Source organism: Dactylosporangium sp. CA-152071 (assembly GCF_050936335.1).
Classification (GTDB): Bacteria; Actinomycetota; Actinomycetes; order Mycobacteriales; family Micromonosporaceae; genus Dactylosporangium; species Dactylosporangium maewongense.
Map to the genome: position 1 here is coordinate 6,826,405 of NZ_JBNJMZ010000001.1, position 25,576 is coordinate 6,851,980.

A 25,576-nucleotide genomic window follows, 5' to 3' on the forward strand; every position below is an offset into this window, starting at 1 on the left:
CTCACGGTGGGTACTCTTTCCCCTCGTGCCCGGCTTTGCCGGGCAACTCGTGCGTGCGTCCACAACGGCCCGCCTCCGCGGGTTGAGGGTGGACGCAAACCGCGAAACCCGGTTGGCACTTCTTGGACCGGGTTCGCGCGGCGGGCGACACGCCCGACCGCGGGTGCCGGTCACGCCGTGGAGACAGCGAAGAAGAAGACGTGCGGCCGCGAGGCCGAAGGGAGACAGGCCCAGTGCCTACGATCCAGCAGCTGGTCCGCAAGGGCCGCCAGGCGAAGCTGAGCAAGACCAAGACGCCGGCGCTCAAGGGCAGCCCGCAGCGGCGTGGCGTCTGCACGCGTGTGTACACCACCACGCCGAAGAAGCCGAACTCGGCCCTGCGCAAGGTGGCCCGCGTGCGACTGAGCAACGGTATCGAGGTGACGGCCTACATCCCCGGTGTCGGTCACAACCTTCAGGAGCACTCGATCGTGCTGGTCCGTGGTGGCCGTGTGAAGGACCTCCCCGGCGTCCGGTACAAGATCATTCGTGGTTCGCTGGACACCCAGGGTGTCCGCAACCGCAAGCAGGCTCGCAGCCGGTACGGCGCGAAGAAGGAGAAGAGCTGACATGCCGCGTAAAGGCCCCGCGCCGCGCCGGCCCCTGGTGGCGGACCCGGTCTACAACTCCCTGCTCGTCACCCAGCTGATCAACAAGATCCTGGTCGAGGGCAAGCGTCAGCTCGCCGAGCGCGTTGTCTACAGCGCTCTCGAGGGTTGCCGGGAGAAGTCGGGCACGGACCCCGTCGTCACGCTGAAGCGCGCGATGGACAACGTCAAGCCGACCCTCGAGGTCCGCAGCCGCCGCGTCGGTGGCGCGACCTACCAGGTGCCGGTCGAGGTGCGCCCTCCCCGGGCGACGACGTTGGGCCTGCGCTGGCTGGTCACCTACTCGCGCGCCCGTCGTGAGAAGACCATGGTGGAGCGGCTCATGAACGAGCTGCTCGACGCCAGCAACGGGCTCGGTGCTTCGGTGAAGCGCCGCGAGGACACCCACAAGATGGCGGAGTCCAACAAGGCCTTCGCGCACTACCGCTGGTAAGCGACGCTTTACCAAGCAATCCGACGAGAGCGAAGTAGGGATTCGAAGTGGCTGCCGTAGACGCTGCCCTCGCCAAGGTCCGCAATATCGGCATCATGGCGCACATCGACGCCGGTAAGACGACGACGACCGAGCGCATCCTCTTCTACACCGGTATCACGTACAAGATCGGTGAGGTCCACGAGGGCGCAGCCGTCATGGACTGGATGGAGCAGGAGCAGGAGCGGGGCATCACCATCACCTCCGCCGCCACGAAGTGCGAGTGGAAGGGCCACGTCATCCAGATCATCGACACGCCCGGCCACGTCGACTTCACGGTCGAGGTCGAGCGGTCGCTGCGGGTCCTGGACGGTGCCGTGGCGGTCTACGACGGCGTCGCCGGCGTGGAGCCGCAGACCGAGAACGTCTGGCGGCAGGCCGACAAGTACAACGTCCCGCGTATGTGCTTCGTCAACAAGCTGGACCGCACCGGTGCCGACTTCTTCCGCTGCGTGCAGATGATGGTCGACCGGCTCAACGCGACCCCGCTGGTGCTGCAGATCCCGATCGGTCTGGAAGGCGACCACATCGGCGTCGTCGACCTGCTGGAGATGCGCGCGCTGACGTGGCGCGGCGAGACCCAGAAGGGTGAGGACTACGCCATCGAGGAGATCCCCGCGGATCTCGTCGACCAGGCCAACGAGTACCGGGACAAGCTCCTGGAGACGCTGTCCGAGACCGACGACGACATCATGGTCCGCTACCTGGACGGTGAGACGTTCGACGTCAAGGAGCTCAAGGCCGCGATCCGCCGGGCGACCATCGCCGGCAAGCTCAACCCGGTCGTCTGCGGTTCGGCGTTCAAGAACAAGGGCGTCCAGCCCATGCTCGACGCCGTCGTGGAGTTCCTGCCGTCGCCGCTGGACATCCCGGCCGTCGAGGGCGTGGCGACCGACGGCGAGACGCCGCTGCTGCGCAAGCCGTCCAACAGCGAGCCGTTCTCCGGCCTGGCCTTCAAGATCCAGACGGACAAGCACCTCGGCAAGCTCACCTACGTGCGCATCTACTCCGGCACGCTCGAGTCCGGCTCCCAGGTGGTCAACTCCACCAAGGACCGCAAGGAGCGGATCGGCAAGATCTACCAGATGCACGCGAACAAGCGTGAGGAGCGCCCAAGCGCTCAGGCGGGTGACATCATCGCCGTGCAGGGTCTCAAGCAGACCACCACGGGTGACACCCTCTGCGACCCGGCCCACCCGGTCATCCTCGAGTCGATGACCTTCCCGGAGCCGGTCATCCAGGTCGCCATCGAGCCGAAGAGCAAGGCCGACCAGGAGAAGCTGGGCACCGCCATCCAGCGGCTGGCCGAGGAGGACCCGACCTTCCGCGTCAAGAACGACGAGGAGACCGGGCAGACCATCATCGCCGGCATGGGCGAGCTGCACCTGGACATCCTGGTCGACCGGATGCGCCGCGAGTTCAGCGTCGAGGCCAACATCGGCAAGCCGCAGGTGGCCTACCGCGAGACCATCAAGGGCATCGTCGACAAGATCGACTATGTGCACAAGAAGCAGACCGGTGGCTCGGGTCAGTACGCGAAGGTCATCGTCAAGCTCGAGCCGCTCGAGGTGACGGCGGACGGCCCGACGTACGAGTTCGTCAACGCGGTCTCGGGCGGTCGCATCCCGAAGGAGTTCATCCCTTCGGTCGACGCCGGCGCCCAGGACGCGATGCAGTACGGCGTGCTCGCGGGCTACCCGATGGTGGGCGTGAAGCTGACGCTGCTCGACGGGCAGTACCACGAGGTCGACTCGTCGGAAATGGCGTTCAAGATCGCTGGTTCGATGGTGATGAAGGAGGCGGCCCGCAAGGCTACCCCCGCTCTCCTCGAGCCGTTGATGGCCGTCGAGGTCACCACCCCGGAAGAGAACATGGGTGACGTGATCGGCGACCTCAACTCCCGGCGTGGCACCATCCAGGCGATGGAGGAGCGTGGCGGTGCCCGTGTCGTCCGCGCCACGGTGCCGTTGTCGGAGATGTTCGGCTACGTCGGCGACCTGCGGTCGAAGACCCAGGGCCGGGCGAGCTACTCGATGCAGTTCGACTCCTACGCCGAGGTTCCCGCGAACGTCGCCAAGGAGATCATCGCGAAGGCGACCGGGGAGTAGTTCCCGGTCCGCGGCCGCGAGGCTGCATCAGCGGGCCTGAAGGCTTCAGCCGCCAGACCCAAGTCGACAGGGTGCGTCGACGCTTCAGGCGTCGACGCACCGCGAACCAGAAGTCCACAGGAGGACACCAGTGGCGAAGGCGAAGTTCGAGCGGACTAAGCCGCACGTCAACATCGGCACCATCGGTCACATCGACCACGGGAAGACGACGCTGACGGCGGCCATTACCAAGGTGCTCCACGACCGCATGCCGGACGTGAACCCCTACACCCCGTTCGACGAGATCGACAAGGCGCCGGAGGAGAAGGCCCGCGGCATCACGATCTCGATCGCGCACGTCGAGTACCAGACCGAAGCCCGGCACTACGCCCACGTTGACTGCCCGGGCCACGCCGACTACATCAAGAACATGATCACCGGTGCCGCGCAGATGGACGGCGCGATCCTGGTGGTCGCGGCGACCGACGGCCCGATGCCGCAGACCCGCGAGCACGTGCTGCTGGCCCGCCAGGTCGGCGTCCCCTACATCGTGGTGGCGCTGAACAAGAGCGACATGGTCGAGGACGAGGAGCTCCTGGAGCTCGTCGAGCTCGAGGTCCGTGAGCTCCTGTCGAGCCAGGAGTTCCCCGGCGACGACGCGCCGGTCGTGCGCGTCTCGGCCCTGAAGGCCCTCGAGGGCGACCCGAAGTGGTCGGACGCCCTCATGGAGCTCATGGGCGCCGTGGACAGCGCGATCCCGCAGCCCGAGCGTGAGACCGAGAAGCCGTTCCTCATGCCCGTCGAGGACGTCTTCACGATCACCGGTCGTGGCACCGTCGTCACCGGTCGTGTCGAGCGTGGCATCCTCAAGCCGAACGAGGAAGTCGAGATCGTCGGCATCAAGGCCAAGTCGATGAAGACCACCTGCACCGCCATCGAGATGTTCCGCAAGATCCTCGACGAGGCGCGCGCCGGTGAGAACGTCGGCCTGCTCCTGCGTGGTATCAAGCGCGAGGACGTCGAGCGCGGCATGGTCGTGGTGAAGCCGGGTAGCAACACCCCGCACACCGAGTTCGAGGCGACCGTCTACATCCTCTCCAAGGAGGAGGGTGGCCGGCACACCCCGTTCTTCCAGAACTACCGTCCGCAGTTCTACTTCCGCACCACGGACGTCACCGGCGTCGTCACGCTGCCCGAGGGCACCGAGATGGTCATGCCCGGCGACAACACCGGCATGACCGTGCAGCTCATCCAGCCGATCGCCATGGAGGAGAACCTCCGCTTCGCGATCCGCGAGGGTGGCCGCACCGTCGGCGCCGGCCGTGTGACGAAGATCCTCAAGTAAGGACCTGAAGCACCCCGATTTCACTTTGTCGCAAGTCATGCGGCATAATGGTCGGGTTGCGTCGCGGGGCGGTCGAGACTGCTCTATATCCAGCTGTCACGCCATATCGGCAGCTCTGAGAAGTCTCGACCGCTTCCGCGCGGCGTCAGTCCAAGCGGCTGGCGCTCACCTCCGCGAACCGGGCGTGGCACGCCCTGGGGTAGGTCTCCTGAGCCACCAGCGGTCCTGCGAAGGACGTCGGCGGCGGAGCCTGGCCCTTGGCCGCGACACGCCCGACCGCGGGGGTCGGACAAACCAAATAGGCGGCACCGGACCCTTCGGGGTTCCGCGAGGTCGAGAGACCTCGCATGAGAGAGGGAACTGAAGCCACCATGGCGGGACAGAAGATCCGCATCCGGCTCAAGGCCTACGACCACGAGGTCGTCGACTCCTCGGCGCGGAAGATCGTCGAGACGGTCACGCGCACCGGGGCTCAGGTCGCTGGGCCGGTGCCGCTGCCCACTGAGATCAACCGCTACTGCGTGATCCGCTCGCCGCACAAGTACAAGGACTCGCGCGAGCACTTCGAGATGCGCACGCACAAGCGTCTGATCGACATCATCGACCCGACCCCGAAGACGGTTGACTCGCTCATGCGGCTCGACCTGCCGGCTGGTGTCGACATCGAGATCAAGCTGTAGGGACCGGACTTATGGACAGGCAAGTCAAGGGCATCCTGGGTGAGAAGCTCGGCATGACCCAGATCTGGGACAACGGCAAGGTCGTCCCGGTGACTGTGGTGCAGGCCGGCCCGTGCGTCGTGACCCAGGTGCGCACGGCTGACAACGACGGCTACTCCGCGGTCCAGCTCGCGTGGGGCCAGATCGACCCGCGCAAGGTCAACAAGCCGCGGTCGGGCCACTTCGCCAAGGCGGACGTCGCTCCCCGTCGGCACGTCGTCGAGCTGCGGACCTCCGACGCCGGCGAATACTCGCTCGGCCAGGAGATCACCGCGGACCTCTTCGCCGCCGGCCAGCGGATCGACGTCACCGGCCGGACCAAGGGCAAGGGCTACGCCGGTGTCATGAAGCGGCACGGCTTCCACGGCCTCCGCGCGAGCCACGGTGTCGAGCGCAAGCACCGCTCGCCCGGCTCCATCGGCGCCTGCGCGACCCCGGGTCGCGTCTTCAAGGGCGTGAAGATGGCCGGTCGCATGGGTGGGGCGCGCTTCACCGTGCAGAACCTGACCGTCCAGGCGGTCGAGCTGGAGCAGGGCCTGATCCTCATCAAGGGTGCGGTCCCCGGTCCGAAGGGCAGCCTCGTGCTGCTGCGGAGTGCCGCCAAGGTCGCGGTGAAGGCGCAGAAAGGTGGGATCACCAAGTGACCACCGTTGACATCAAGACGGCAGACGGCGCCACCAACGGCACCGTTGAGCTGCCGGACGACATCTTCGACGCGCAGGCCAGCATCCCGCTGCTGCACCAGGTCGTCGTCGCGCAGCTCGCCGCGGCCCGCCAGGGCACGCACAAGGTCAAGACCCGCGGGGAGGTGTCCGGCGGCGGCAAGAAGCCCTACAAGCAGAAGGGCACCGGCCGTGCCCGCCAGGGCTCGATCCGCGCGCCGCAGTTCACCGGCGGTGGCGTCACGCACGGCCCCGTGCCGCGTGACTACACCCAGCGGGTGAACAAGAAGATGAAGGCCGCCGCCCTGCGTGGCGCGCTCTCCGACCGGGCCCGCGAGGGTCGCATCCACGTCGTGGAGAACTTCATCAACGGCGACACCCCGAAGACCAAGGACGCCCTGAAGGTGCTGCGCGGCATCACCGACGCGCGCCGGGTCCTCGTGGTCCTCCCGCGCGACGACGAGGCCAACTGGCTGAGCCTGCGCAACGAGCAGTCGGTGCACCTCCTGGTCGCCGACCAGCTCAACACGCACGACGTGCTCCTCGCCGACCAGGTCATCTTCACGACCGCGGCGCTGGACGAGTTCCTCGGCGTGCCGGCCGCCGGCGCTGCCGACGCCGCCGAGACCACCGAGGAGGCCTGATCATGGCGACGATCGCCGATCCACGCGACGTGATCATCCAGCCGGTGGTCTCTGAGAAGAGCTACAGCGAGCTCAACCGCAACTGGTACACGTTCCTGGTGCACCCGGACGCGAACAAGACCGAGATCAAGATCGCGATTCAGCAGATCTTCAACGTCCGCGTCCTGTCGGTCAACACCATCAACCGCGAAGGCAAGCGCAAGCGGACCCGCACTGGCTGGGGCAAGCGCAAGGACACGAAGCGGGCGATGGTCAAGCTCGCCGACGGTGACCGGATCGAAGCCTTCGGCGGACCGGTCAGCTGAGGGGTATAGACGATGGCTATCCGTAAATACAAGCCGACGACCCCGGGTCGTCGTGGTTCGAGCGTCGCCGACTTCGCCGAGATCACCCGATCGACGCCCGAGAAGTCGCTCCTCGTTCCGCTGCCCAGCAAGGGCGGACGCAACGTCCACGGCCGCGTCACCGCGCGCCACCAGGGCGGCGGCCACAAGCGTCAGTACCGGCTGATCGACTTCCGCCGGGCGGACAAGGACGGCATCCCCGCCAAGGTCGCGCACATCGAGTACGACCCCAACCGCACCGCGCGCATCGCGCTGCTGCACTACGCCGACGGCGAGAAGCGGTACATCATCGCGCCGAAGGACCTGAAGCAGGGCGACCGCGTCGAGGCCGGGGCCGGCGCCGACATCAAGCCGGGCAACAACCTCCCGCTGCGCAACATCCCGGTCGGCACCACCGTGCACGCGGTGGAGCTGCGCCCGGGCGGCGGCGCGAAGCTGGCCCGCTCGGCCGGCGTGGGCATCCAGCTGCTGGGCCGTGAGGGCCAGTACGCGACGCTGCGCATGCCGTCCGGCGAGATCCGGCGCGTCGAGGTCACCTGCCGGGCGACCGTCGGCGAGATCGGCAACGCCGACCAGTCGAACATCAACTGGGGCAAGGCCGGCCGCATGCGCTGGAAGGGCAAGCGCCCGACCGTCCGTGGTGTCGCCATGAACCCCATCGACCACCCGCACGGTGGTGGTGAGGGTAAGACCTCGGGTGGTCGCCACCCGGTCAACCCGAAGGGCAAGCCGGAGGGCCGCACGCGGCGCAAGGGCCAGCCGAGCGACCGACTCATCGTCCGTAGGCGTTACGCCACCCGGAAGCGCGGCTAAGGAGCCTGAGCAATGCCTCGCAGCCTCAAGAAGGGCCCGTTCGTCGACGACCACCTCATCAAGAAGGTGGAAGTCCAGAACGCCAAGAACTCCAAGAACGTCATCAAGACCTGGTCGCGCCGGTCGACGATCATCCCCGACATGCTCGGGCACACGATCGCCGTCCACGACGGGCGTAAGCACGTTCCCGTCTTCGTGACGGAGGCGATGGTCGGGCACAAGCTCGGCGAGTTCGCGCTGACCCGCACGTTCAAGGGTCACGAGAAGGACGACCGGAAGAGCCGCCGCCGCTAAGGCAGCCAACTAAAGGGGATTTCCCAATGCCAACGAAAGCAGCGGCGGCGCTGCCCGGTGCCCGGGCGATCGCGCGCCATGTGCGCGTGTCGCCCATGAAGGCCCGCCGGGTGGTGAACCTCGTCCGCGGCCTGCCCGCGCGCGACGCACTGACGGTGCTGCAGTTCGCCCCGCAGTCGGCGAGCGAGCCGGTCTACAAGGTGCTGGCGAGCGCCATCGCCAACGCAGAGAACAACGAGCGGCTCGACCCGGACTCGCTCCTGGTCGCCGAGGCGTACGTCGACGAGGGCCCGACGCTCAAGCGGTTCCGTCCGCGGGCGCAGGGTCGCGCGTACCGGATCCGCAAGCGGACCAGCCACATCACCATCGTGGTCGAGAGTGTCCCCGCCGCCCAGGCCCGCGCGGCCAAGGCCGGCGTGGCGAAGGCGACCAAGGCGGCGAAGGCCGTGACGCCGGAGACCGACGAGACCGACGAGGTCGAGGCGCCCGTGGCGAAGAAGGCCGCTCCGGCGAAGAAGGCCACGAAGGCGACGCCGAAGGCTGACGCCGAGGAAGGGACCGAGTAATGGGTCAGAAGGTTCACCCGCACGGGTTCCGGCTCGGCATCAGCACCGACTGGAAGTCCCGCTGGTACGCCGACAAGCTCTACAAGGACTACATCGCCGAGGACGTCAAGATCCGTCGGATGATGTCCAAGGGCCTTGAGCGCGCCGGCATCGCCAAGGTCGACATCGAGCGCACCCGCGACCGGGTCCGCGTGGACATCCACACGGCCCGCCCGGGCATCGTCATCGGCCGCAAGGGCGCCGAGGCCGACCGCATCCGCAACGAGCTCGAGAAGCTGACCGGCAAGCAGGTGCAGCTCAACATCCTTGAGGTGAAGAGCCCCGAGTCGGACGCGCAGCTCGTCGCGCAGGGCGTGGCCGAGCAGCTGTCCAGCCGGGTCAGCTTCCGCCGTGCGATGCGCAAGGCGATGCAGTCCGCGATGAAGAACACGCTCGTCAAGGGCATCCGGGTGCAGGTCTCCGGCCGCCTCGGCGGCGCCGAGATGAGCCGCACGGAGTTCTACCGTGAGGGTCGTGTTCCGCTGCACTCGCTGCGGGCCAACATCGAGTACGGCTTCTTCGAGGCCCGTACCACCTTCGGCCGCATCGGCGTGAAGGTCTGGATCTACAAGGGCGACGCCGTCCCGGGTCGCGAGGCGCCGGCCGAGGCCGCCGCTCCGCGCGGTGGCCGTCGCGAGCGCACCGACCGGCCCGAGCGGCCGCGTCGCGGGCGCTCCGGCTCCTCCGGCACGACCGCCGGTGGCACCGAGGCCGGCCGGGCCGCCGCTGCGGCGCAGGCCGCCGAGGTGACGCCCGACGCGGCCCCGGCGGAGTCCGCTCCGGCAGAGACGCCTCAGGAGGGCTGACGAATGCTGATCCCTCGTAAGCCCCCGAAGGGCTTCCGCAAGCCGCACCACCCGGACCGTCACGGTCCGGCCAAGGGCGGCACCCGCGTGGTCTTCGGTGAGTTCGGTATCCAGGCCCTCGAGCCCGCGTACATCACGAACCGCCAGATCGAGGCGGCCCGTATCGCCATGACCCGGCACATCCGTCGTGGCGGCAAGGTCTGGATCACGATCTTCCCGGACCGCTCCATCACCAAGAAGCCGGCCGAGACCCGCATGGGTTCCGGCAAGGGCTCCCCCGAGTGGTGGGTGGCCAACATCAAGCCGGGCCGGATCCTGTTCGAGATGTCGTTCCCGAACGAGCAGATCGCCCGCGAGGCAATGCGCCGCGCGATCCACAAGCTTCCGTTGAAGTGCCGGATCGTCACGCGTGAAGGGGCTGATGTCTGATGGCCGCCGGAATCAAGGCGACCGAGCTGCGCGAGCTGTCCGACGAGAGTCTGGTCGAGAAGCTCCGGGAAGCGAAGGCGGAGCTGTTCAACCTCCGCGTCCAGTCGGCCACCGGCCAGCTGGACAACCACGGGCGGTTGCAGATCATCCGCAAGGACATCGCCCGGATCTACACGATCATGCGCGAGCGTGAGCTGGGTCTCTCAGCCGCGCCCGACGCTGTGGCTGAGGTGGCATGAGCATGAGCGAGCAGACGACCGAGAGCACCGAGGTGCGCGGCCGCCGCAAGGTCCGCGAGGGCCTCGTGGTCAGCGACAAGATGAACAAGACCGTCGTCGTGGCGGTCGAGGACCAGGTCAAGCACCCGCTGTACGGCAAGGTCATGCGCCGCACCAACAAGCTCAAGGCGCACGACGAGCAGAACGCGTGTGGTATCGGCGACCGGGTGCTGCTCATGGAGACCCGGCCGCTGTCCGCCACCAAGCGCTGGCGGGTCGTGGAGATCCTCGAAAAGGCCAAGTAAGGCCGTCGTTCCGCCAAGCTCGGCACCGGCCCTCGAAGCGCCGGTGCCGAGAACTGGCAGACATTAGGAGACAAGCGTGATTCAGCAGGAGTCGCGGCTGCGCGTCGCCGACAACACGGGTGCCCGGGAGATCCTGTGCATCCGTGTGCTCGGTGGCTCGGGTCGCCGCTATGCAGGCATCGGCGACATCATCGTGGCCACCGTGAAGGACGCCATCCCGGGCGCCGGCGTGAAGAAGGGCGACGTGGTCAAGGCCGTCGTCGTCCGGACCACCAAGGAACGGCGCCGGCCGGACGGGTCCTACATCCGGTTCGACGAGAACGCCGCCGTGATCATCAAGGACGGCGGTGACCCCCGTGGTACCCGCATCTTCGGCCCGGTCGGGCGTGAGCTCCGGGACAAGCGTTTCATGAAGATCATCTCGCTCGCGCCGGAGGTGTTGTAACCATGAAGGTCAAAAAGGGCGACACCGTCCTGGTCATCGCGGGCAAGGACAAGGGCACCCGGGGCAAGGTCCTCACCGCCCTCCCGCGCGAGGACAAGGTCATCGTCGAGGGCGTGAACCGCGTCAAGAAGCACACCCGGATCCGCACCACCCAGCGTGGTTCGAAGACCGGTGGCATCGTGACCCAGGAAGCCGCCATCCACGTGTCCAACGTGATGGTGATCGACTCGGACAACAAGCCGACCCGCGTCGGTGCCCGCATCGACGAGGACGGCGTCAAGACCCGCACGTCGCGTCGCTCCGGTAAGGATCTGTGATGACGACGGTCGACAAGGTGAACCCGCGCCTCAAGCAGCGCTACCGCGACGAGATCGCCGGGAAGCTGCAGGAGCAGTTCAAGTACGCCAACGTGATGCAGATCCCGGGCGTCGTCAAGGTCGTCGTCAACATGGGTGTCGGCGAGGCGGCCCGCGACTCGAAGCTGATCGACGGCGCGGTCCGCGACCTGGCCACGATCACCGGCCAGAAGCCGCAGATCCGTCGCGCCACCAAGTCCATCGCGCAGTTCAAGCTGCGTGAGGGCATGCCGATCGGCGCGAAGGTCACCCTCCGCAACGACCGGATGTGGGAGTTCCTCGACCGGCTGCTGTCGATCGCATTGCCGCGTATCCGCGACTTCCGCGGTCTCGACGGGCGCAAGCTCGACGGCAACGGCAACTACACCTTCGGTCTCACCGAGCAGTCGGTGTTCCACGAGATCGACCAGGACCGCATCGACCGGCCGCGAGGGATGGACATCACCGTGGTCACCACCGCTCGCACGGACGAGGAAGGTCGCGCGCTGCTCAAGCTGCTCGGCTTCCCCTTCCGTGAGAACTAGGGAGAACTGACCAATGGCGAAGAAGGCCCTCATCCTCAAGGCCGCCGCGAAGCCCAAGTTCGCGGTCCGCGCTTACACCCGCTGCCAGCGCTGCGGCCGGCCCAAGGCCGTGTACCGGAAGTTCGGGCTGTGCCGCGTGTGCATCCGTGAGATGGCGCACCGCGGCGAGCTGCCCGGCGTCTCCAAGGCCTCCTGGTAAACCTCCTTCGCCGTAGGCCCGCCCACAGCGGCGAGGAACCGCGGCGAGAAAGGCTGACAAAGCAATGACCATGACCGACCCGATCGCAGACATGCTGACGCGTCTGCGCAACGCCAACCAGGCGTACCACGACCGGGTGTCGATGCCCTACTCGAAGATCAAGGCGAACATCGCCGAGGTGCTCAAGTCCGAGGGCTACGTGTCCTCGTGGCAGGTTCAGGAGCCGGAAGAGGGCAAGGTCGGCAAGACGCTGATCGTTGAACTCAAGTACGGCCAGAGCCGTGAGCGCAGCCTCGCCGGCATCCGCCGCGTCTCGAAGCCCGGTCTCCGGGTGTACGCGAAGTCGGTGGAGATGCCGCGCGTGCTCGGTGGCCTCGGTGTGGCCATCATCTCGACGTCCCAAGGGCTGCTCACCGACCGGCAGGCCCGCAAGCGAGGGGTGGGCGGGGAAGTCCTCGCCTACGTCTGGTAAGGGAGAGCCTTCAATGTCTCGAATCGGACGTAAGCCCATCGCGGTGCCCGCCGGCGTTGACCTGCGGGTCGACGGTCAGGTCGTCACCGTCAAGGGACCCAAGGGCGAGCTGAACCACACGATCGCCGAGCCCATCACGCTGGAGAAGGCCGAGGACGGCTCCTTCAGCGTCGTGCGCCCCAATGACGAGCGCAAGGCCAAGGAGCTGCACGGCCTGACCCGCACGCTCATCGCGAACATGGTCATCGGCGTGACCGAGGGCTACCGCAAGAGCCTCGAGATCGCCGGCACCGGTTACCGCGTCACCGCGAAGGGCGCCGACCTGGAGTTCGCGCTCGGGTTCTCCCACCCCGTGCTCGTGACGCCCCCCGCGGGCATCACGTTCACCGTCGAGCGGCCGACGCTGTTCCACATCGCCGGCATCGACAAGCAGCAGGTGGGCGAGGTCGCCGCCAACATCCGCAAGATCCGCCCGCCGGAGCCGTACAAGGGCAAGGGCGTGAAGTACCAGGGCGAGGTCATCCGCCGTAAGGCTGGAAAGGCAGGCAAGAAGTGAGCGCCACGCTGCTCAAGCGCCGCAACGCAGGCGGCACCGCCGCGGCGCGCCGAGTCGGGCGCGCACGCCGGCACTTCCGCATCCGCAAGCACGTCAGTGGCACCGCCGAGCGTCCGCGCCTGGTCGTCACCCGCACGCTGCGGAACATCACGGCGCAGATCGTCGACGACCTCAAGGGCCACACGCTGGCCTCGGCGTCGACGCTCGACGCGAGCATCCGCGGCACCGACGGCGACAAGAAGGCGCTGGCCACCAAGGTCGGCACCCTCCTCGCCGAGCGGGCGAAGGCCGCGGGTGTCGGCAAGGTCGTCTTCGACCGTGGCGGAAACCGTTACGCCGGCCGCATCGCGGCCCTGGCTGACGCCGCCCGCGAAGCCGGACTCGAATTCTAGGAAAGGGAACGTTCATGCCTGGTCCTCAGCGCAGGGGCGGCGGGTCCGGTGGGAACACCGAAGGTGGCGGCCGTCGCGAGAATCGTCGCGAAGGAGGCGGCCGCGGCAACGCGCCCGCCGAGAAGACCCCGCACCTCGAGCGGGTCGTCGCGATCAACCGTGTCGCCAAGGTCGTGAAGGGTGGTCGTCGCTTCAGCTTCACCGCCCTCGTCATCGTCGGTGACGGCGACGGCACCGTCGGCGTCGGATACGGAAAGGCCAAGGAGGTGCCCGCGGCCATCGCCAAGGGCGTCGAGGAGGCCAAGAAGCACTTCTTCAAGGTGCCGCGGATCGCGGCCTCGATCCCGCACCCGGTGATCGGCGAGGACGCCGCCGGCGTCGTGCTGCTCAAGCCGGCCTCCGCCGGTACCGGCGTCATCGCCGGTGGCCCGGTGCGTGCCGTCCTGGAGTGCGCGGGCATCCACGACGTGCTCTCTAAGAGCCTCGGCTCCTCGAACGCGATCAACATCGTCCACGCGACGGTGGCGGCGCTGAAGAAGCTCGAGGCGCCGGAGGCCGTGGCCGCCCGTCGCGGTCTGCCGGTCGAGGACGTCGCTCCGGCGGCCATGCTGGCCCAGCGGGCCGGGGTCGGTGCATGACCATGGCGCGCCTGAAGGTCACCCAGATCCGGTCCGAGATCGGCACCAAGCAGAACCAGCGGGACACGCTGCGTTCGCTCGGTCTGAAGCGGATCCGCGACGTCGTCGTCAAGGAAGACCGTCCGGAGATCCGCGGCATGATCCACACCGTGACGCACCTGGTCACCGTGGAAGAGGTGGAGTAATCCGATGACGATCAAACTGCACCACCTGCGGCCCGCCCCGGGCGCCAAGACCGCGAAGACCCGTGTCGGTCGCGGTGAGGGCTCCAAGGGCAAGACCGCCGGTCGTGGCACCAAGGGCTCCAAGGCCCGCAAGAACATCTCGGCGGCGTTCGAGGGTGGGCAGATGCCCCTCCACATGCGCCTGCCGAAGCTCAAGGGCTTCAAGAACCGCAACCGCATCGAGTTCCAGGTCGTGAACCTGGCCCGCCTCGCGGAGCTGTTCCCGAAGGGCGGCACCATCGGGGTCGACGAGCTCGTCGACGCCGGCGCCGTCCGTAAGGGCGAGCTGGTCAAGGTCCTCGGCGACGGGGAGCTCGGCGGCGTGAAGCTGCAGGTCAGTGCGCACAAGTTCAGTGCGACGGCCAAGGAGAAGCTGGAAGCAGCGGGCGGCTCCGCCACGCTGCTCGGCGGCTCCGCAGCGGAGTAGAGAACGCGCTACCGTGGCGTCCACCGGAGCATCTTTGGTGGGCGCCACGCGGTGCCTCAAGGACAGTCGGAGCACCACCTGAAGGACCACCTGAAAAGCTGAGGGATCGCCGGGGCGTGATGTGCTGCGGGCATCCTGTTAGAGTCCGTTGCGCAGTAACACGCTCTGCTCAGCCGTTCAGTCGCACCACCCGCACCAAACGCACCACCAGGACCCCACCTCGTCGGCCGACCGGCCGCCTTGCGCAGGAGGAAGAACGTTGCTCTCCGCCTTTGCCAGCGCGTTTCGCACGCCTGACCTGCGCAACAAAATCCTGTTCACATTGCTGATGATCGCGCTCTACCGGGTGGGTGCCACGCTCCCCAGCCCCGGTGTGTCGTTCGGCAATGTGCAGAAGTGCCTCGACATCGTCGAGAGCGGTGACAGCAGCAACGTCGCGACGCTGCTCAACCTGTTCTCCGGTGGCGCGCTGCTGCAACTTTCAGTCTTCGCGCTCGGCATCATGCCGTACATCACCGCGAGCATCATCCTGCAGCTGCTGACGGTCGTGATCCCGCGCCTGGAGCAGCTGCGCAAGGAAGGCCAGTCCGGCCAGGCGAAGATCACCCAGTACACGCGCTACCTCACCCTCGGGCTCGGCGTGCTGCAGGCCTCGGCGATCGTCGCCCTGGCGCGGTCCGGCCAGCTCTTCAACGGCGCGTGCGACCAGACGCAGTTCCCGGTCATCCCGGACACCGGCAAGATCCCGCTGTGGCTGACGCTCACCGTGCTGGTCATCACGATGACCGCCGGCACCGGCATGGTCATGTGGTTCGGCGAGCTGGTCACGGACCGCGGCGTCGGCAACGGCATGTCCGTCCTGATCTTCACCTCGATCGCCGCCCGGCTCCCCAACGAGGGCCTCTCGATCTTCCAGGACGACAAGACCACGTTCTTCGTCATCGTGGGCCTCGCGGTCGTCGTCATCGCCTTCGTGGTCTTCCTGGAGCAGGCCCAGCGTCGCATCCCGGTGCAATACGCGAAGCGCATGATCGGCCGCCGCATGTACGGCGGGACGTCGACCTACATCCCGCTGAAGGTCAACCAGGCGGGTGTCATCCCGGTCATCTTCGCCTCGTCGCTGCTCTACCTGCCCGACCTGATCACCAGGTTCGCCGGGTCGGACACGACCAACAAGACCGTCCTGTGGATCCAGCGCAACATCGTCGCCCAGGACAAGCCGGCGCACATCATCCTCTACTTCATGTTGATCATCTTCTTCACGTACTTCTACGTGTCGATCACGTTCAACCCCACTGAGGTCGCGGACAACATGCGCAAGTACGGCGGGTTCGTCCCCGGTATCCGGCCGGGCAAGCCGACCGCCGAGTATCTTGACTTCATCCTCAGCCGCATCACCCTCCCCGGCGCGCTCTACCTGGGCATCATCTCGATCCTGCCCAACCTGCTCATCGGGGTCGTCGGTGGCGGACAGGCTCTGCAGAACTTCCCGTTCGGCGGCACCGCGGTGCTCATTATTGTTGGTGTGGGCCTCGAAACGGTGAAGCAGATCGAGAGCCAGCTCATGCAGCGCAACTACGAAGGGTTCCTCCGGTAGTGAGGCTGGTGCTGGTAGGTCCCCCCGGGGCGGGCAAGGGGACCCAGGCCGAGTTCATCGCCGCGCACCTCGCCGTGCCCAAAATCTCCACGGGAGACATCTTCCGGGCCAACGTCGGGCAGGGCACCCCGCTCGGCGTCGAGGCGAAGCGCTACATGGACGCCGGCCAGCTCGTCCCCGACGAGGTCACCATCAACATGGTGTCCGACCGCCTGTCGGAGGGCGATGCGGCCGACGGCTTCCTCCTCGACGGCTTCCCGCGCACCGTCCCGCAGGCCAACGCCCTCGACAAGCTCCTCGCCGACCTCGGCACCGGGCTCGACATCGTGCTCGAGCTCGTCGTGGAGAACGAAGAGGTCATCCGGCGGCTCTCCGGCCGCCGGACCTGCCGCGGCTGCGGGAAGATCTGGCACGTCGAGTTCGACGCGCCGACCCACGAGGGCGTGTGCGACCGCTGCGGCGGCGAGCTCTTCCAGCGCGACGACGATAAGGCTGAGACGATCGCCGAGCGGCTGAAGGTCTACGCCCGGGACACCTCGCCCCTCGTCGACTACTACGGCGCTCAGGGCAAGCTGGTGGGCATCGACGCCACCGGACCGGTCGAGGACATCACGGTCCGCGCGATCGACGCCCTGCGCTCCTACGGCGGCTGACCGTGGCGCACCAGGTCGAGATCGAGCTCAAGACCCCCGAGCAGATCGGCCACATGCGGCGCGCGGGCCTGGTCGTCGCCGACGCCCTGGCCCGCATGCGGGCCGCGGTGGCGCCCGGCGTCAGCACCGCCGACCTGGACGCGATCGCGGAGGAGACGATCCGGGCCGCCGGCGCCATCCCGTCCTTCAAGGGCTACCACGGCTACCCGGCCTCGATCTGCTCCTCGGTCAACGACCAGGTCGTCCACGCCATCCCCAGCGCCCGCCAGGTGCTGCGCGCCGGCGACCTGATCTCGATCGACTGCGGCGCCGAGCTGGACGGCTGGCACGGCGACGCGGCTATCACGGTCGGCGTCGGCGAGATCAGCAACGACCTGCGCCGCCTGGTCACCGTCGCCGAGGACGCGATGTGGGCCGGTATCGCCGCCGCCGCCCGCGGCGTCCGCTCCGGCAAGGGTCGCCTCACGGACATCTCCTTCGCGATCCAGTCCGCCGTCCGCAAGGCCGGCCGCTACGGCATCGTCGACGGCTACGGCGGCCACGGCATCGGCAGCGCCATGCACCAGGACCCGTTCGTGGAGAACTCCGGCCGCCCGGGCAAGGGCCCCGCGCTGCGCCCCGGCATGGCCCTCGCCATCGAGCCGATGATCACGAAGGGCAAGCCGAAGGTCGCCGAGCTCGACGACGGCTGGACCGTGGTGACGGTCGACGGCTCCGTCGCCGCCCACGTCGAGCACACGATGGCCATCTGCGACGACGGCGTCTGGGTCCTCACCGCCCCCGACGGCGGCAGGTCCCGCCTCGGCGAGCTCGTCACCGCCCGCCAGCAGGTCAACGCCTAGCTCATCGCGCCTGGCCCACCGCTGGCGTCAGTGCGACGCACAGCCGTTGCTCCCCGCCGGGCTCTTTCATGATCCGGTAGACCTTGTGTAGCTATGACTGCACAAAGTCTTCCGGATCACGGAACGGGGCGGACGGGGAGGGTGAGCGGCAGTCGTACCGTGGCGGGCCAGGGTGGAAGAACGGCGTGCGCGGATGGGATGCTTCTTGCGGGGAACGCGACTCGGGGAGGGTGGCAAATGGCGGTGGACCGGCGGGAGCACCTGCGCGCGGCCGACGTCGACCGGCAGTTCGTGGCGGAGCGGCTCAAGGCCGCGGTCGACGAGGGCCGGCTGTCACTCGGCGAGTACGACGAGCGGCTGAAGGACACCTACGCCGCGCGGACCTATGGCGACCTCGACGTGATCCTCAGCGACCTGCCCGGCTTCCGCCCCGTGGACAGCGGCGCGGTGGCGCCCGCGAGCGGGTATGCGTCGGCGCCCGCGCCTGCCGAGCCCGAGGCCAGGGCGCAGTTCGGGCGGCAGCCGCACTGGCTGCTCGGGATCTGGAGCGGCTGGCTGATCGCGGTCACCGTCAACGTCGTGATCTGGGCGCTGGTCAGCATCTCCAAGGGCGACGCGGTGTACTTCTGGCCGATGTGGGTCGCCGGGCCGCTCGGTGCGGTGCTGCTCGCGACGTCGGTGAGCACCTATCTCGCGGGCGGGCCGGACGCCGCGCGGGAGCTGAAGCGGGAGCGCAGGCGGCAGCGGCGCGGGGGTTGAGACCCCGATTTGGTGCATCGCGCTCACCGCGCGTAGACTCGTCCATTGGCGCAAAGCGTCCACTCAGGCATGCCCCCACGCGCTTCTAGTGGCAGGCCTGAGCCGCGGCTGGCGCGGGTCCTCCAACAGGGCCCGTGAAAAGGATGCGAGCGTCGACACCCAACCCGATCGTCAGGTAGCGGAGGACATGCCGAAGAAAGACGGGGCCATCGAGATCGAGGGCCGAGTGATCGAGCCACTCCCGAACGCGATGTTCCGGGTGGAGCTCGCCAATGGCCACAAGGTCTTGGCGCACATCAGCGGGAAGATGCGGCAGCACTACATCCGCATCCTGCCCGAGGACCGAGTGGTCGTCGAGCTGTCGCCTTATGACCTGACTCGCGGGCGCATCGTCTACCGCTACAAGTAAATCGGTGTCGGTTCCCAGGAAACGGTCGGGACTGTCGCTCCCATGTAGGGGTGCGCAGCGAGAGTTAGGCAAACCGTGAAGGTCAAGCCGAGCGTCAAGCGGATCTGCAACAACTGCCGGATCATCCGGCGGCATGGCCGGGTCATGGTCATCTGCAGCACTGACCCGCGCCACAAGCAGCGCCAGGGCTGAGTCCCGGCGTCGCCAGATCCACGGCACCACCATGTTTTAGCCCGTTCCAGCCCCGGGCCACCGCGCGCGACGCGTGCGGAGCGCGTGGGCTGCACCCCCGGTCGGAGGCCGGGGCCCGTCTGTGGGCAGACGGGAGTGGAGCGGGCTCAGACCTCCGCACACGCAAGGAGCACGCCCACCTATGGCACGTCTCGTTGGTGTCGATCTCCCGCGCGAGAAGCGCACCGAGATCGCACTCACCTACATCTATGGCATCGGGCGCACCCGATCCATCGAGCTGCTCGCCGCCACCGGTATCGACGGCAACAAGCGGGCTCGTGACCTCACCGATGAAGAGATCGTGCAGCTGCGCGACTACATCGAGCAGAACTTCAAGGTCGAGGGCGACCTGCGCCGCGAGGTCGCCGCGGACATCCGCCGCAAGGTCGAGATCGGCTGCTACCAGGGCATCCGGCACCGCAAGGGCCTGCCCGTGCGCGGTCAGCGCACCCGGACCAACGCCCGCACCCGCAAGGGTCCGAAGCGCACGGTCGCCGGCAAGAAGAAGCCGGGCAAGAAGTAGTAGCTGGTCGGTAGAGAAAACAATCTAGGAGCGCATAGAGAATGCCGCCGAAGGCTCGCGCCGGCGCGACCGCTGTCAAGAAGGTCCGGCGCAAGGAACGCAAGAACGTCGCCCACGGGCAGGCGCACATCAAGAGCACCTTCAACAACACCATCGTGTCGATCACCGACCCGACCGGTGCTGTCATCTCCTGGGCCTCCGCCGGCCAGGTGGGCTTCAAGGGCTCGCGCAAGTCGACCCCGTTCGCCGCGCAGCTGGCCGCCGAGGCCGCCGCTCGCCGCGCGATGGAGCACGGCATGCGCAAGGTCGACGTGTTCGTCAAGGGCCCCGGCTCCGGCCGGGAGACCGCGATCCGCTCCCTTCAGGCCGTGGGCCTCGAGGTCGGGCAGATCAGTGACGTCACGCCGCAGCCGCACAACGGTTGCCGTCCGCCGAAGCGCAGGAGGGTCTGACGATGGCTCGTTACACCGGGGCTGACTGCCGCCGCTGCCGTCGCGAGAAGATGAAGCTGTTCCTCAAGGGCAGCAAGTGCGATGGGCCGAAGTGCCCGTTCGAGTCGCGCCCCTTCCCGCCCGGCCAGCACGGCCGCGGTCGCCCGAAGGAGACCGAGTACCTGCTCCAGCTGCGCGAGAAGCAGAAGGCCCGCCGCATCTACGGCGTCCTCGAGCGGCAGTTCGCCGGCTACTTCGACGAGGCTGTGGCCAAGCCCGGCAAGACCGGTGAGGAGCTGCTCAAGATCCTCGAGTCGCGCCTCGACAACGTGGTCTACCGCGCCGGCCTCGCCACCTCGCGTGACGCGGCCCGCCAGCTGGTGAGCCACGGCCACATCCAGGTCAACGGCAAGAAGGTCGACATCCCGTCGTACCGGCTGCGCGAGCACGACATCGTGCAGGTGCGGCAGAAGTCGCGGGAGCTCACCCCGTTCCAGATCGCGCAGGGCCTCGCGGGCAGCAAGACCGTCCCGGCGTGGCTCGAGTTCATCCCCAGCGAGCTCAAGGTCCTGGTGCACAGCCTGCCCGCGCGGCAGGTCATCGACACCCAGGTCCAGGAGCAGCTGATCGTCGAGCTCTACAGCAAGTAGTTGTGTTGTGGGGGCGGGGCGATCACGCTCCGCCCTCTCGGAGCGCGTCAAATAGCGGGCGCGCAACGAACTGGAGGAACCGCAAGTGCTCATCTCCCAGCGTCCGAGCCTCGCCGAAGAGTCGATCAGCGAGACCCGGTCAAAGTTCACCATCGAGCCGCTTGAGCCCGGCTTCGGCTACACCCTCGGCAACTCGCTGCGTCGCACCCTGCTCAGCTCCATCCCGGGTGCCGCGGTGACCAGCATCAAGATCGACGGTGTGCTCCACGAGTTCACCACGATCCCCGGTGTCAAAGAGGACGTCGTCGAGCTCGTCATGAACGTCAAGGAGCTGTGCGTCAGCTCCGAGCACGACGAGCCGGTCTCGATGTACCTGCGCAAGCAGGGCCCCGGTGACGTCACGGCGGGCGACATCCAGCCCCCGGCCGGCGTCTCCGTGCACAACCCCGACCTGAAGCTGGCCACGCTCAACGGCAAGGGCCGGCTCGACATGGAGCTGACCGTGGAGCGGGGTCGCGGCTACGTGACCGCGAACCAGAACAAGCAGCAGGGCCAGGAGATCGGTCGTATCCCGATCGACTCCATCTACTCCCCGGTGCTGAAGGTCACGTACCGCGTCGAAGCCACCCGCGTCGAGCAGCGCACCGACTTCGACCGGCTCATCATCGACGTCGAGACCAAGGCGTCGCTGACCCCCCGCACCGCGCTGGCCTCCGCCGGCTCCACCCTCGTCGAGCTCTTCGGCCTGGCCCGTGAGCTGGATGAGACCGCAGAAGGCATCGACATCGGCCCGTCGCCGCAGGACGCGCAGCTCGCTGCCGACCTGGCACTGCCGATCGAGGAGCTCGACCTCACCGTCCGCTCGTACAACTGCCTCAAGCGCGAGGGCATCAACTCCGTCGGGGAGCTGATCAGCCGCACGGAAGCAGACCTCCTCGATATAAGGAATTTCGGTCAGAAGTCGATCGACGAGGTCAAGATGAAGCTCGCCGGGATGGGTCTGGGTCTCAAGGACTCCGCCCCGACGTTCGACCCGGCACACGTCGTGGACTCGTTCGCCGATGTTTCCTACGACGACACCGACGACTACCGCGAGACCGAGCAGCTCTAACCGGCTGCTGTTCGATTTGAGGAGCCCCAATGCCCACGCCCACCAAGGGTCCCCGCCTCGGCGGCAGCCCCGCGCATGAAAAGCTGATGCTGGCGAATCTCGCCACGTCGCTGTTCAAGCACGGTCGCATCCAGACCACCGAGACGAAGGCCAAGCGGCTTCGCCCGCTCGCCGAGCAGCTCATCACCAAGGCCAAGCGCGGCGATCTGCACGCGCGCCGTCAAGCGCTCGCCGTGGTGCGCGACAAGGACGTGGTGTTCCAGCTGTTCGACCAGATCGCGCCGCGGTTCGCCACCCGGCCGGGTGGCTACACCCGGATCGTGAAGACCGGCCCGCGCAAGGGTGACGCCGCTCCCATGGCGATCATCGAGCTGGTCGAGGAGCTCGAGGTCGCCGCCGCGCCGGCGCCGCGCAAGGCCGCCGCCCGGAAGGCCGCCAAGGCCGACTCGATCGCGGTCCTGGCCGGCGAGGACACCGACGAGGCCCCCGCGGCCGCGTCGGCGACCGCCTCCGACGAGGCCGCCACGGCGGAGTCGACGGACGAGCCGGCCGCGGACGAGGACGAGAAGAAGGCCTGACCACAGGCCTGAAATCGACGGCCCGGCACCCCGCGCGACGGGGTGCCGGGCTGGTTCTTTTGGAGGGTGTGCGTTGATCCGTGTCCGCCTCGACGTGGCGTACGACGGGACCGACTTCTCCGGCTGGGCGGTCCAGCCGACCCGCCGCACCGTCGCCGGCGAGCTGACCACGGTCCTGACCCGCCTGTTCGGCACGGTCGAAGGGCTGACGGTCGCGGGCCGCACCGACGCCGGGGTCCACGCCACCGGCCAGGTCTGCCACGTCGACGTCCCTGACGAGCGCTGGGCGGCCCTGTCGTCCACGCTGTTGCGCAAGCTCGCCGGCCTGCTCCCGCTCGACGTGCGCGTCCACACGGCCGCGGAGGTCCCACCGGAGTTCGACGCCCGCTTCTCGGCCCTGTCGCGCCGGTACGAGTACCGCGTCACCGACGCCGTGGCGGGCGCCGAGCCGCTGCGCCGGCACGACACGGTGGCCTGGCCCCGGCTGCTGGACCTCGACGCCCTGAACGCCGCCGCCGCCGGCCTGGTCGGCGAGCACGACTTCGCGGCCTTCTGCCGCCGCAAGGAACACGCCACGACGATCCGGGCCGTCAACCGCCTCGACTGGCGCCGCGACCCGGACGGCATCCTCGTGGCGACCGTCCAGGCCGACGCGTTCTGCCAGCAGATGGTCCGCAGCCTCGTCGGCGCCCAGCTCTTCGTGGGCGACGGCCGCCGCGACCCCTCGTGGCCCGCCGGGCTGCTCAGCCGGAGGGTCCGCGCCGACGAGGTGACGGTCGCGCCGGCGCACGGCCTGGCACTGGTCGAGGTCAGGTACCCCGACGACCCTTCGGAGCTCCGCCTGCGCTCGGAGCAGACCCGCCGCCGCCGCGACGCCGACTGACCGGTGATCCAGTGGCGGATCCGGCCGCCATGACGACCGGATCCGCTACCTGATCAAGACGGGGGCGGGACCGAGCCGGGGAGGGACGCGGCGGGGGTGGCTTCCGGCTGGATGATGGCCCGGTTGCCGATGATGCCGTTCTCCAGGTAGGTCTCGACGATGTCGTACGTGATCTGGTTGGGGTACGGGTCGTCGGGCGCGAAGTCCTTGCCGTCGACCCTGGCGATCACGACGAACGCGATGAAGTGCCCCCGGTAGTTCCAGCCGAGCTGGGTGGGGGCGCGGACGATCGCGTCGGTGCCGGTGCCCGCCCCGACGCTCATCCCGGCGAAGCGGCCCTTCTGGCCGTCGACGATGGGTTTGACGCCCTCGAACGCGGTGGCGGCGGACTTCTCGGTGTCGAGGTTGAAGATGCCGGCGGTGATCAGGTACTCCTCGTTGGGCGACTTCATCGTCGCCCGCACGACCTCGGAGCAGCCGGCGCCGGCGAGCAGGGTCGCCAGCTGGTCGGTGGCCGCGGTCTTGCAGTCGGGGGAGGCCTGCGTCTTCAGGATCAGGTACGGCGGCTCGTCCGGCACCGCGATGATGTTGTTCTGCGGGAAGACCTCGGCCTCGGTCAGCGGGTTGGGGTCGACCTGCCGGCTGCTGATGTCGCGCTTCTTCGGGCCGGCGTTGGCGGTCGAGCGGGCCGACTCGGGGCCGTTCTTCTCGTCCTTGAAGATGAACCAGGAGCCCAGGCCGCACGCGCCGAGCAGCACGATCACGCCGATGACACTGAGCGCGGCGATCCAGCGGTGCGGGCGGTGCTCGACGCCGCGGGCCGGCTCGGCCTTGGCGGTGCGGGCGCCGCCCGGGCGCCGGCTGTCGGGGCGGTCCGCGGGCCGGTTGCCGGGTGGCTCCCGTAGCGCCCGCTCGGTGCCGCCGGTGGTGTACTCGCCCGTGCCGCGGGCCGAGCCGCCGCCTGGACGCCCGCGGCGGCCGGTGCCCGACGGCTCGTCGAACGGCAGGCCGTCGTCGAGCGGGCGGCGCTGGTGGGGTGCCTCGTCGGCGCCGGGGCGGCGGCGGGTCGCGGTGCCGCTCGCCTCGAACGCGGCGCTCGCCGGTTCGTAGCCGTTGCCGGTCCGGTCGAAGCCGGGGCCGGTGGGCTCGAAACCGCGCCGCCGGGCGGTGCCGGTGTCGTCCCGCCTGTCGTCGCGCCTGTCGTCCCGCCGCAGTGGCATGTCGTCGAACCCGCGCCCCCGCACGCCGGTGTCGTCACGGCGGAGCCCGGACGTGTCGTCCCGCCGGAACCCGGAGGTCTCCTCCCGCCGGAGCCCGGACGTGTCGTCGCGGCGGAGGCCGGAGGTGTCGTCGCGGTCCGCGCCGGAGGGGGCGCCGGTGTAGAAGCCGCCGCGGCGGCCGGTGCCGGTGCCCGGCTCGGTGGAGCCGGGGCCGTAGCCCGACCCGGTGGAGGGGCCGCCGACGAACCCGGGGCCGGAGCGTTGCCGGCCGACGCCGGGCTCGGGGCCCGCTGGCTCGAAGCCACCGCGCTCCCGCCGGGCCGTGCCGGTGTCGTCGCGCCGGAACGCGGCCGGGTCCTCGGCACCGCGGGACCGCCGGCCAGGGCCAGTCTCCGTTGCGGCGGCGGCTGGTGTACCGGTGTCGAACCCACGGCGCCCCGACGTCGTCTCGGGGCCGGCGTCGCGGGCACGCCGCCCGGCCGTCGGGCTCTCCGCGCCCCCACCGGCCCCGCCGGCGGCGCGGCGGCCGGTGCTGTCGGGGTCGTCGAACCGGCGGCGGGCGCCCGTCGGCGAGTCGGCCTCCTCCGCGGCGCGACGGGCCCGGCGGCCACCACCCGAGCCGCTGGTCGGGCTGCCCGGGGGGCCGCTGACAGGGCCGCGGGAGCCGCCTGAGCCGCTGGTGGGGCTGCTGTCGGGGCGCATCGTCGGGAAGATCGGCACGAGCGGCGGCGGCTCGGTCGAGGTCCCCGGCGGCGTGTAGTCCGCGAGGGGCTTGATGATCGGCTCGAGGGCGGGCCCGTGCGCGTACGACTCCGAAGGGCGACCTTCCGCGGCGCGCCGGCCGGCGGGCTCGTCGTCGGTGCGCGCCCGGCGGCGGCCGCCGCGCGACTCGGTGGTCTCCACGGGCGGTGGCGGCTCGATCGCGGCGCGTGCCGGCGGTGGCATGGTGGCCGGCCTGGGGAACACCCCGCTCGGCGAGTCGCCGCGCCCGGCCCGCGGCCCGGCGGGCTCGTCGCGCACCGGCCGGAACGCTCCACCGGCCGAGTCGTCCCGCAACGGCCGGAAC

The 25,576-nt window shown here is 68.8% G+C and carries 37 protein-coding genes and 1 pseudogene; 37 read left to right on the forward strand and 1 reads right to left on the reverse strand.

What is annotated here, in order from left to right:
• Nucleotides 1-233 precede the first annotated feature (233 nt).
• The 37 genes and pseudogenes from rpsL to truA all read left to right on the forward strand — a co-directional run bounded on the left by rpsL (nucleotide 234) and on the right by truA (nucleotide 23,290).
• The gene (rpsL, locus tag ACQEVZ_RS30720; protein WP_033357671.1) at nucleotides 234-608 is read left to right on the forward strand and encodes a 30S ribosomal protein S12; all 375 of its coding nucleotides are present in this window, start codon (nucleotides 234-236) and stop codon (nucleotides 606-608) included.
• Nucleotide 609: 1 nt separating this feature from the next.
• Complete coding sequence (gene rpsG / locus ACQEVZ_RS30725) at nucleotides 610-1,080, forward strand: 30S ribosomal protein S7 (protein WP_033357670.1); 471 nt, start codon at nucleotides 610-612, stop codon at nucleotides 1,078-1,080.
• Nucleotides 1,081-1,127: 47 nt separating this feature from the next.
• Complete coding sequence (fusA, locus tag ACQEVZ_RS30730) at nucleotides 1,128-3,227, forward strand: elongation factor G (RefSeq protein WP_363397279.1); 2,100 nt, start codon at nucleotides 1,128-1,130, stop codon at nucleotides 3,225-3,227.
• 130 nt (nucleotides 3,228-3,357) lie between these two features.
• Complete coding sequence (gene tuf / locus ACQEVZ_RS30735; RefSeq protein WP_344501837.1) at nucleotides 3,358-4,551, forward strand: elongation factor Tu; 1,194 nt, start codon at nucleotides 3,358-3,360, stop codon at nucleotides 4,549-4,551.
• Between the two features lie 371 nt (nucleotides 4,552-4,922).
• The gene (gene rpsJ / locus ACQEVZ_RS30740) at nucleotides 4,923-5,231 is read left to right on the forward strand and encodes a 30S ribosomal protein S10 (RefSeq protein WP_018347762.1); all 309 of its coding nucleotides are present in this window, start codon (nucleotides 4,923-4,925) and stop codon (nucleotides 5,229-5,231) included.
• An 11-nt stretch (nucleotides 5,232-5,242) separates the two neighbouring features.
• Nucleotides 5,243-5,914, forward strand: coding sequence for a 50S ribosomal protein L3 (rplC, locus tag ACQEVZ_RS30745; RefSeq protein ID WP_344501836.1), 672 nt, complete (start codon nucleotides 5,243-5,245; stop codon nucleotides 5,912-5,914).
• On the forward strand, nucleotides 5,911-6,576 hold the full coding sequence (gene rplD, locus ACQEVZ_RS30750; RefSeq protein WP_344501835.1) for a 50S ribosomal protein L4: 666 nt from the start codon (nucleotides 5,911-5,913) through the stop codon (nucleotides 6,574-6,576). The genes rplC and rplD overlap by 4 nt, the downstream gene beginning before the upstream one ends.
• A 2-nt stretch (nucleotides 6,577-6,578) precedes the next feature.
• Nucleotides 6,579-6,881 (forward strand): 50S ribosomal protein L23, encoded by a 303-nt coding sequence (gene rplW, locus ACQEVZ_RS30755; RefSeq protein WP_203845079.1) that lies wholly within the window; start codon nucleotides 6,579-6,581, stop codon nucleotides 6,879-6,881.
• Between the two features lie 12 nt (nucleotides 6,882-6,893).
• On the forward strand, nucleotides 6,894-7,733 hold the full coding sequence (rplB, locus tag ACQEVZ_RS30760) for a 50S ribosomal protein L2 (protein ID WP_344501834.1): 840 nt from the start codon (nucleotides 6,894-6,896) through the stop codon (nucleotides 7,731-7,733).
• Between the two features lie 12 nt (nucleotides 7,734-7,745).
• Nucleotides 7,746-8,027 (forward strand): 30S ribosomal protein S19, encoded by a 282-nt coding sequence (gene rpsS, locus ACQEVZ_RS30765; protein ID WP_203845081.1) that lies wholly within the window; start codon nucleotides 7,746-7,748, stop codon nucleotides 8,025-8,027.
• Nucleotides 8,028-8,053: 26 nt separating this feature from the next.
• Nucleotides 8,054-8,503, forward strand: a pseudogene (gene rplV / locus ACQEVZ_RS30770) (50S ribosomal protein L22); the annotation flags it as partial.
• A gap of 89 nt (nucleotides 8,504-8,592) precedes the next feature.
• The gene (gene rpsC / locus ACQEVZ_RS30775; protein ID WP_344501833.1) at nucleotides 8,593-9,438 is read left to right on the forward strand and encodes a 30S ribosomal protein S3; all 846 of its coding nucleotides are present in this window, start codon (nucleotides 8,593-8,595) and stop codon (nucleotides 9,436-9,438) included.
• Between the two features lie 3 nt (nucleotides 9,439-9,441).
• Nucleotides 9,442-9,867, forward strand: a complete 426-nt coding sequence (rplP, locus tag ACQEVZ_RS30780) for a 50S ribosomal protein L16 (RefSeq protein WP_190249381.1) — start codon at nucleotides 9,442-9,444, stop codon at nucleotides 9,865-9,867.
• Nucleotides 9,867-10,106 (forward strand): 50S ribosomal protein L29, encoded by a 240-nt coding sequence (gene rpmC / locus ACQEVZ_RS30785; RefSeq protein ID WP_344501832.1) that lies wholly within the window; start codon nucleotides 9,867-9,869, stop codon nucleotides 10,104-10,106. Before rplP ends, rpmC begins: the two co-directional genes overlap by 1 nt.
• 2 nt (nucleotides 10,107-10,108) lie before the next feature.
• Nucleotides 10,109-10,390 carry a 30S ribosomal protein S17 gene (rpsQ, locus tag ACQEVZ_RS30790; RefSeq protein WP_033357658.1) on the forward strand — a complete coding sequence of 94 codons (282 nt, stop codon included), beginning with the start codon at nucleotides 10,109-10,111 and terminating at the stop codon, nucleotides 10,388-10,390.
• 76 nt (nucleotides 10,391-10,466) lie between these two features.
• Nucleotides 10,467-10,835, forward strand: a complete 369-nt coding sequence (gene rplN, locus ACQEVZ_RS30795) for a 50S ribosomal protein L14 (protein WP_033357657.1) — start codon at nucleotides 10,467-10,469, stop codon at nucleotides 10,833-10,835.
• Nucleotides 10,836-10,837: 2 nt separating this feature from the next.
• Nucleotides 10,838-11,152, forward strand: a complete 315-nt coding sequence (rplX, locus tag ACQEVZ_RS30800; protein ID WP_033357656.1) for a 50S ribosomal protein L24 — start codon at nucleotides 10,838-10,840, stop codon at nucleotides 11,150-11,152.
• Entirely contained in the window at nucleotides 11,152-11,715 is a 564-nt protein-coding gene (gene rplE, locus ACQEVZ_RS30805; protein ID WP_344501831.1) for a 50S ribosomal protein L5, read from the forward strand. Before rplX ends, rplE begins: the two co-directional genes overlap by 1 nt.
• Before the next feature lie 13 nt (nucleotides 11,716-11,728).
• Nucleotides 11,729-11,914, forward strand: coding sequence for a type Z 30S ribosomal protein S14 (locus ACQEVZ_RS30810; protein WP_033342853.1), 186 nt, complete (start codon nucleotides 11,729-11,731; stop codon nucleotides 11,912-11,914).
• Between the two features lie 64 nt (nucleotides 11,915-11,978).
• Nucleotides 11,979-12,386, forward strand: a complete 408-nt coding sequence (rpsH, locus tag ACQEVZ_RS30815; protein ID WP_033357654.1) for a 30S ribosomal protein S8 — start codon at nucleotides 11,979-11,981, stop codon at nucleotides 12,384-12,386.
• Between the two features lie 13 nt (nucleotides 12,387-12,399).
• On the forward strand, nucleotides 12,400-12,942 hold the full coding sequence (gene rplF / locus ACQEVZ_RS30820) for a 50S ribosomal protein L6 (RefSeq protein WP_344501829.1): 543 nt from the start codon (nucleotides 12,400-12,402) through the stop codon (nucleotides 12,940-12,942).
• Nucleotides 12,939-13,334: a 50S ribosomal protein L18 gene (gene rplR / locus ACQEVZ_RS30825; RefSeq protein ID WP_425552181.1), complete on the forward strand. Its 396-nt coding sequence runs from the start codon at nucleotides 12,939-12,941 to the stop codon at nucleotides 13,332-13,334. The genes rplF and rplR overlap by 4 nt, the downstream gene beginning before the upstream one ends.
• Nucleotides 13,335-13,348: 14 nt before the next feature.
• Nucleotides 13,349-13,972, forward strand: coding sequence for a 30S ribosomal protein S5 (rpsE, locus tag ACQEVZ_RS30830; protein ID WP_344501828.1), 624 nt, complete (start codon nucleotides 13,349-13,351; stop codon nucleotides 13,970-13,972).
• Between the two features lie 2 nt (nucleotides 13,973-13,974).
• Nucleotides 13,975-14,157: a 50S ribosomal protein L30 gene (gene rpmD, locus ACQEVZ_RS30835; RefSeq protein ID WP_033357651.1), complete on the forward strand. Its 183-nt coding sequence runs from the start codon at nucleotides 13,975-13,977 to the stop codon at nucleotides 14,155-14,157.
• Nucleotides 14,158-14,161: 4 nt separating this feature from the next.
• Complete coding sequence (gene rplO / locus ACQEVZ_RS30840) at nucleotides 14,162-14,623, forward strand: 50S ribosomal protein L15 (protein ID WP_344501827.1); 462 nt, start codon at nucleotides 14,162-14,164, stop codon at nucleotides 14,621-14,623.
• Nucleotides 14,624-14,882: 259 nt separating this feature from the next.
• On the forward strand, nucleotides 14,883-16,220 hold the full coding sequence (secY, locus tag ACQEVZ_RS30845; RefSeq protein ID WP_344501826.1) for a preprotein translocase subunit SecY: 1,338 nt from the start codon (nucleotides 14,883-14,885) through the stop codon (nucleotides 16,218-16,220).
• Entirely contained in the window at nucleotides 16,220-16,873 is a 654-nt protein-coding gene (locus ACQEVZ_RS30850) for an adenylate kinase (RefSeq protein WP_344501825.1), read from the forward strand. The genes secY and ACQEVZ_RS30850 overlap by 1 nt, the downstream gene beginning before the upstream one ends.
• A gap of 2 nt (nucleotides 16,874-16,875) precedes the next feature.
• A complete protein-coding gene (gene map, locus ACQEVZ_RS30855; RefSeq protein WP_344501824.1) occupies nucleotides 16,876-17,715 on the forward strand; it encodes a type I methionyl aminopeptidase in 840 nt (279 codons plus the stop codon).
• A gap of 237 nt (nucleotides 17,716-17,952) precedes the next feature.
• Complete coding sequence (locus ACQEVZ_RS30860; RefSeq protein WP_344501823.1) at nucleotides 17,953-18,474, forward strand: DUF1707 SHOCT-like domain-containing protein; 522 nt, start codon at nucleotides 17,953-17,955, stop codon at nucleotides 18,472-18,474.
• A 187-nt stretch (nucleotides 18,475-18,661) separates the two neighbouring features.
• The gene (infA, locus tag ACQEVZ_RS30865) at nucleotides 18,662-18,883 is read left to right on the forward strand and encodes a translation initiation factor IF-1 (protein WP_007073013.1); all 222 of its coding nucleotides are present in this window, start codon (nucleotides 18,662-18,664) and stop codon (nucleotides 18,881-18,883) included.
• 75 nt (nucleotides 18,884-18,958) lie between these two features.
• Nucleotides 18,959-19,075 carry a 50S ribosomal protein L36 gene (rpmJ, locus tag ACQEVZ_RS30870; RefSeq protein ID WP_014687778.1) on the forward strand — a complete coding sequence of 39 codons (117 nt, stop codon included), beginning with the start codon at nucleotides 18,959-18,961 and terminating at the stop codon, nucleotides 19,073-19,075.
• 181 nt (nucleotides 19,076-19,256) lie between these two features.
• Nucleotides 19,257-19,637, forward strand: a complete 381-nt coding sequence (gene rpsM / locus ACQEVZ_RS30875; protein WP_344501822.1) for a 30S ribosomal protein S13 — start codon at nucleotides 19,257-19,259, stop codon at nucleotides 19,635-19,637.
• A gap of 41 nt (nucleotides 19,638-19,678) precedes the next feature.
• Nucleotides 19,679-20,089 carry a 30S ribosomal protein S11 gene (gene rpsK, locus ACQEVZ_RS30880; RefSeq protein ID WP_033357646.1) on the forward strand — a complete coding sequence of 137 codons (411 nt, stop codon included), beginning with the start codon at nucleotides 19,679-19,681 and terminating at the stop codon, nucleotides 20,087-20,089.
• 2 nt (nucleotides 20,090-20,091) lie between these two features.
• Entirely contained in the window at nucleotides 20,092-20,718 is a 627-nt protein-coding gene (gene rpsD, locus ACQEVZ_RS30885) for a 30S ribosomal protein S4 (RefSeq protein ID WP_033357645.1), read from the forward strand.
• An 85-nt stretch (nucleotides 20,719-20,803) separates the two neighbouring features.
• Nucleotides 20,804-21,829 carry a DNA-directed RNA polymerase subunit alpha gene (locus ACQEVZ_RS30890; RefSeq protein WP_033357644.1) on the forward strand — a complete coding sequence of 342 codons (1,026 nt, stop codon included), beginning with the start codon at nucleotides 20,804-20,806 and terminating at the stop codon, nucleotides 21,827-21,829.
• 29 nt (nucleotides 21,830-21,858) lie between these two features.
• Nucleotides 21,859-22,407, forward strand: coding sequence for a 50S ribosomal protein L17 (gene rplQ / locus ACQEVZ_RS30895; RefSeq protein WP_344501821.1), 549 nt, complete (start codon nucleotides 21,859-21,861; stop codon nucleotides 22,405-22,407).
• A gap of 76 nt (nucleotides 22,408-22,483) precedes the next feature.
• The gene (gene truA, locus ACQEVZ_RS30900) at nucleotides 22,484-23,290 is read left to right on the forward strand and encodes a tRNA pseudouridine(38-40) synthase TruA (protein WP_433377088.1); all 807 of its coding nucleotides are present in this window, start codon (nucleotides 22,484-22,486) and stop codon (nucleotides 23,288-23,290) included.
• A 53-nt stretch (nucleotides 23,291-23,343) separates the two neighbouring features.
• Here truA and ACQEVZ_RS30905 read toward each other — a convergent pair whose 3' ends face one another.
• Nucleotides 23,344-25,530, reverse strand: coding sequence for a hypothetical protein (locus ACQEVZ_RS30905; protein ID WP_433372958.1), 2,187 nt, complete (start codon nucleotides 25,528-25,530; stop codon nucleotides 23,344-23,346).
• Nucleotides 25,531-25,576 lie beyond the last annotated feature (46 nt).

Coding starts and splice junctions, on each gene's coding strand:
- rpsG (WP_033357670.1), top strand. CDS start 610: ATGCCGCGTAAAGGCCCCGCGCCGCGCCGGCCCCTGGTGGCGGACCCG.
- rpsJ (WP_018347762.1), top strand. CDS start 4,923: ATGGCGGGACAGAAGATCCGCATCCGGCTCAAGGCCTACGACCACGAG.
- rplC (WP_344501836.1), top strand. CDS start 5,243: ATGGACAGGCAAGTCAAGGGCATCCTGGGTGAGAAGCTCGGCATGACC.
- rplW (WP_203845079.1), top strand. CDS start 6,579: ATGGCGACGATCGCCGATCCACGCGACGTGATCATCCAGCCGGTGGTC.
- rplB (WP_344501834.1), top strand. CDS start 6,894: ATGGCTATCCGTAAATACAAGCCGACGACCCCGGGTCGTCGTGGTTCG.
- rpsS (WP_203845081.1), top strand. CDS start 7,746: ATGCCTCGCAGCCTCAAGAAGGGCCCGTTCGTCGACGACCACCTCATC.
- rpsC (WP_344501833.1), top strand. CDS start 8,593: ATGGGTCAGAAGGTTCACCCGCACGGGTTCCGGCTCGGCATCAGCACC.
- rplP (WP_190249381.1), top strand. CDS start 9,442: ATGCTGATCCCTCGTAAGCCCCCGAAGGGCTTCCGCAAGCCGCACCAC.
- rpmC (WP_344501832.1), top strand. CDS start 9,867: ATGGCCGCCGGAATCAAGGCGACCGAGCTGCGCGAGCTGTCCGACGAG.
- rpsQ (WP_033357658.1), top strand. CDS start 10,109: ATGAGCGAGCAGACGACCGAGAGCACCGAGGTGCGCGGCCGCCGCAAG.
- rplX (WP_033357656.1), top strand. CDS start 10,838: ATGAAGGTCAAAAAGGGCGACACCGTCCTGGTCATCGCGGGCAAGGAC.
- rplE (WP_344501831.1), top strand. CDS start 11,152: ATGACGACGGTCGACAAGGTGAACCCGCGCCTCAAGCAGCGCTACCGC.
- ACQEVZ_RS30810 (WP_033342853.1), top strand. CDS start 11,729: ATGGCGAAGAAGGCCCTCATCCTCAAGGCCGCCGCGAAGCCCAAGTTC.
- rpsH (WP_033357654.1), top strand. CDS start 11,979: ATGACCATGACCGACCCGATCGCAGACATGCTGACGCGTCTGCGCAAC.
- rplF (WP_344501829.1), top strand. CDS start 12,400: ATGTCTCGAATCGGACGTAAGCCCATCGCGGTGCCCGCCGGCGTTGAC.
- rpsE (WP_344501828.1), top strand. CDS start 13,349: ATGCCTGGTCCTCAGCGCAGGGGCGGCGGGTCCGGTGGGAACACCGAA.
- rpmD (WP_033357651.1), top strand. CDS start 13,975: ATGGCGCGCCTGAAGGTCACCCAGATCCGGTCCGAGATCGGCACCAAG.
- rplO (WP_344501827.1), top strand. CDS start 14,162: ATGACGATCAAACTGCACCACCTGCGGCCCGCCCCGGGCGCCAAGACC.
- ACQEVZ_RS30860 (WP_344501823.1), top strand. CDS start 17,953: ATGGCGGTGGACCGGCGGGAGCACCTGCGCGCGGCCGACGTCGACCGG.
- infA (WP_007073013.1), top strand. CDS start 18,662: ATGCCGAAGAAAGACGGGGCCATCGAGATCGAGGGCCGAGTGATCGAG.
- rpsM (WP_344501822.1), top strand. CDS start 19,257: ATGGCACGTCTCGTTGGTGTCGATCTCCCGCGCGAGAAGCGCACCGAG.
- rpsK (WP_033357646.1), top strand. CDS start 19,679: ATGCCGCCGAAGGCTCGCGCCGGCGCGACCGCTGTCAAGAAGGTCCGG.
- rpsD (WP_033357645.1), top strand. CDS start 20,092: ATGGCTCGTTACACCGGGGCTGACTGCCGCCGCTGCCGTCGCGAGAAG.
- rplQ (WP_344501821.1), top strand. CDS start 21,859: ATGCCCACGCCCACCAAGGGTCCCCGCCTCGGCGGCAGCCCCGCGCAT.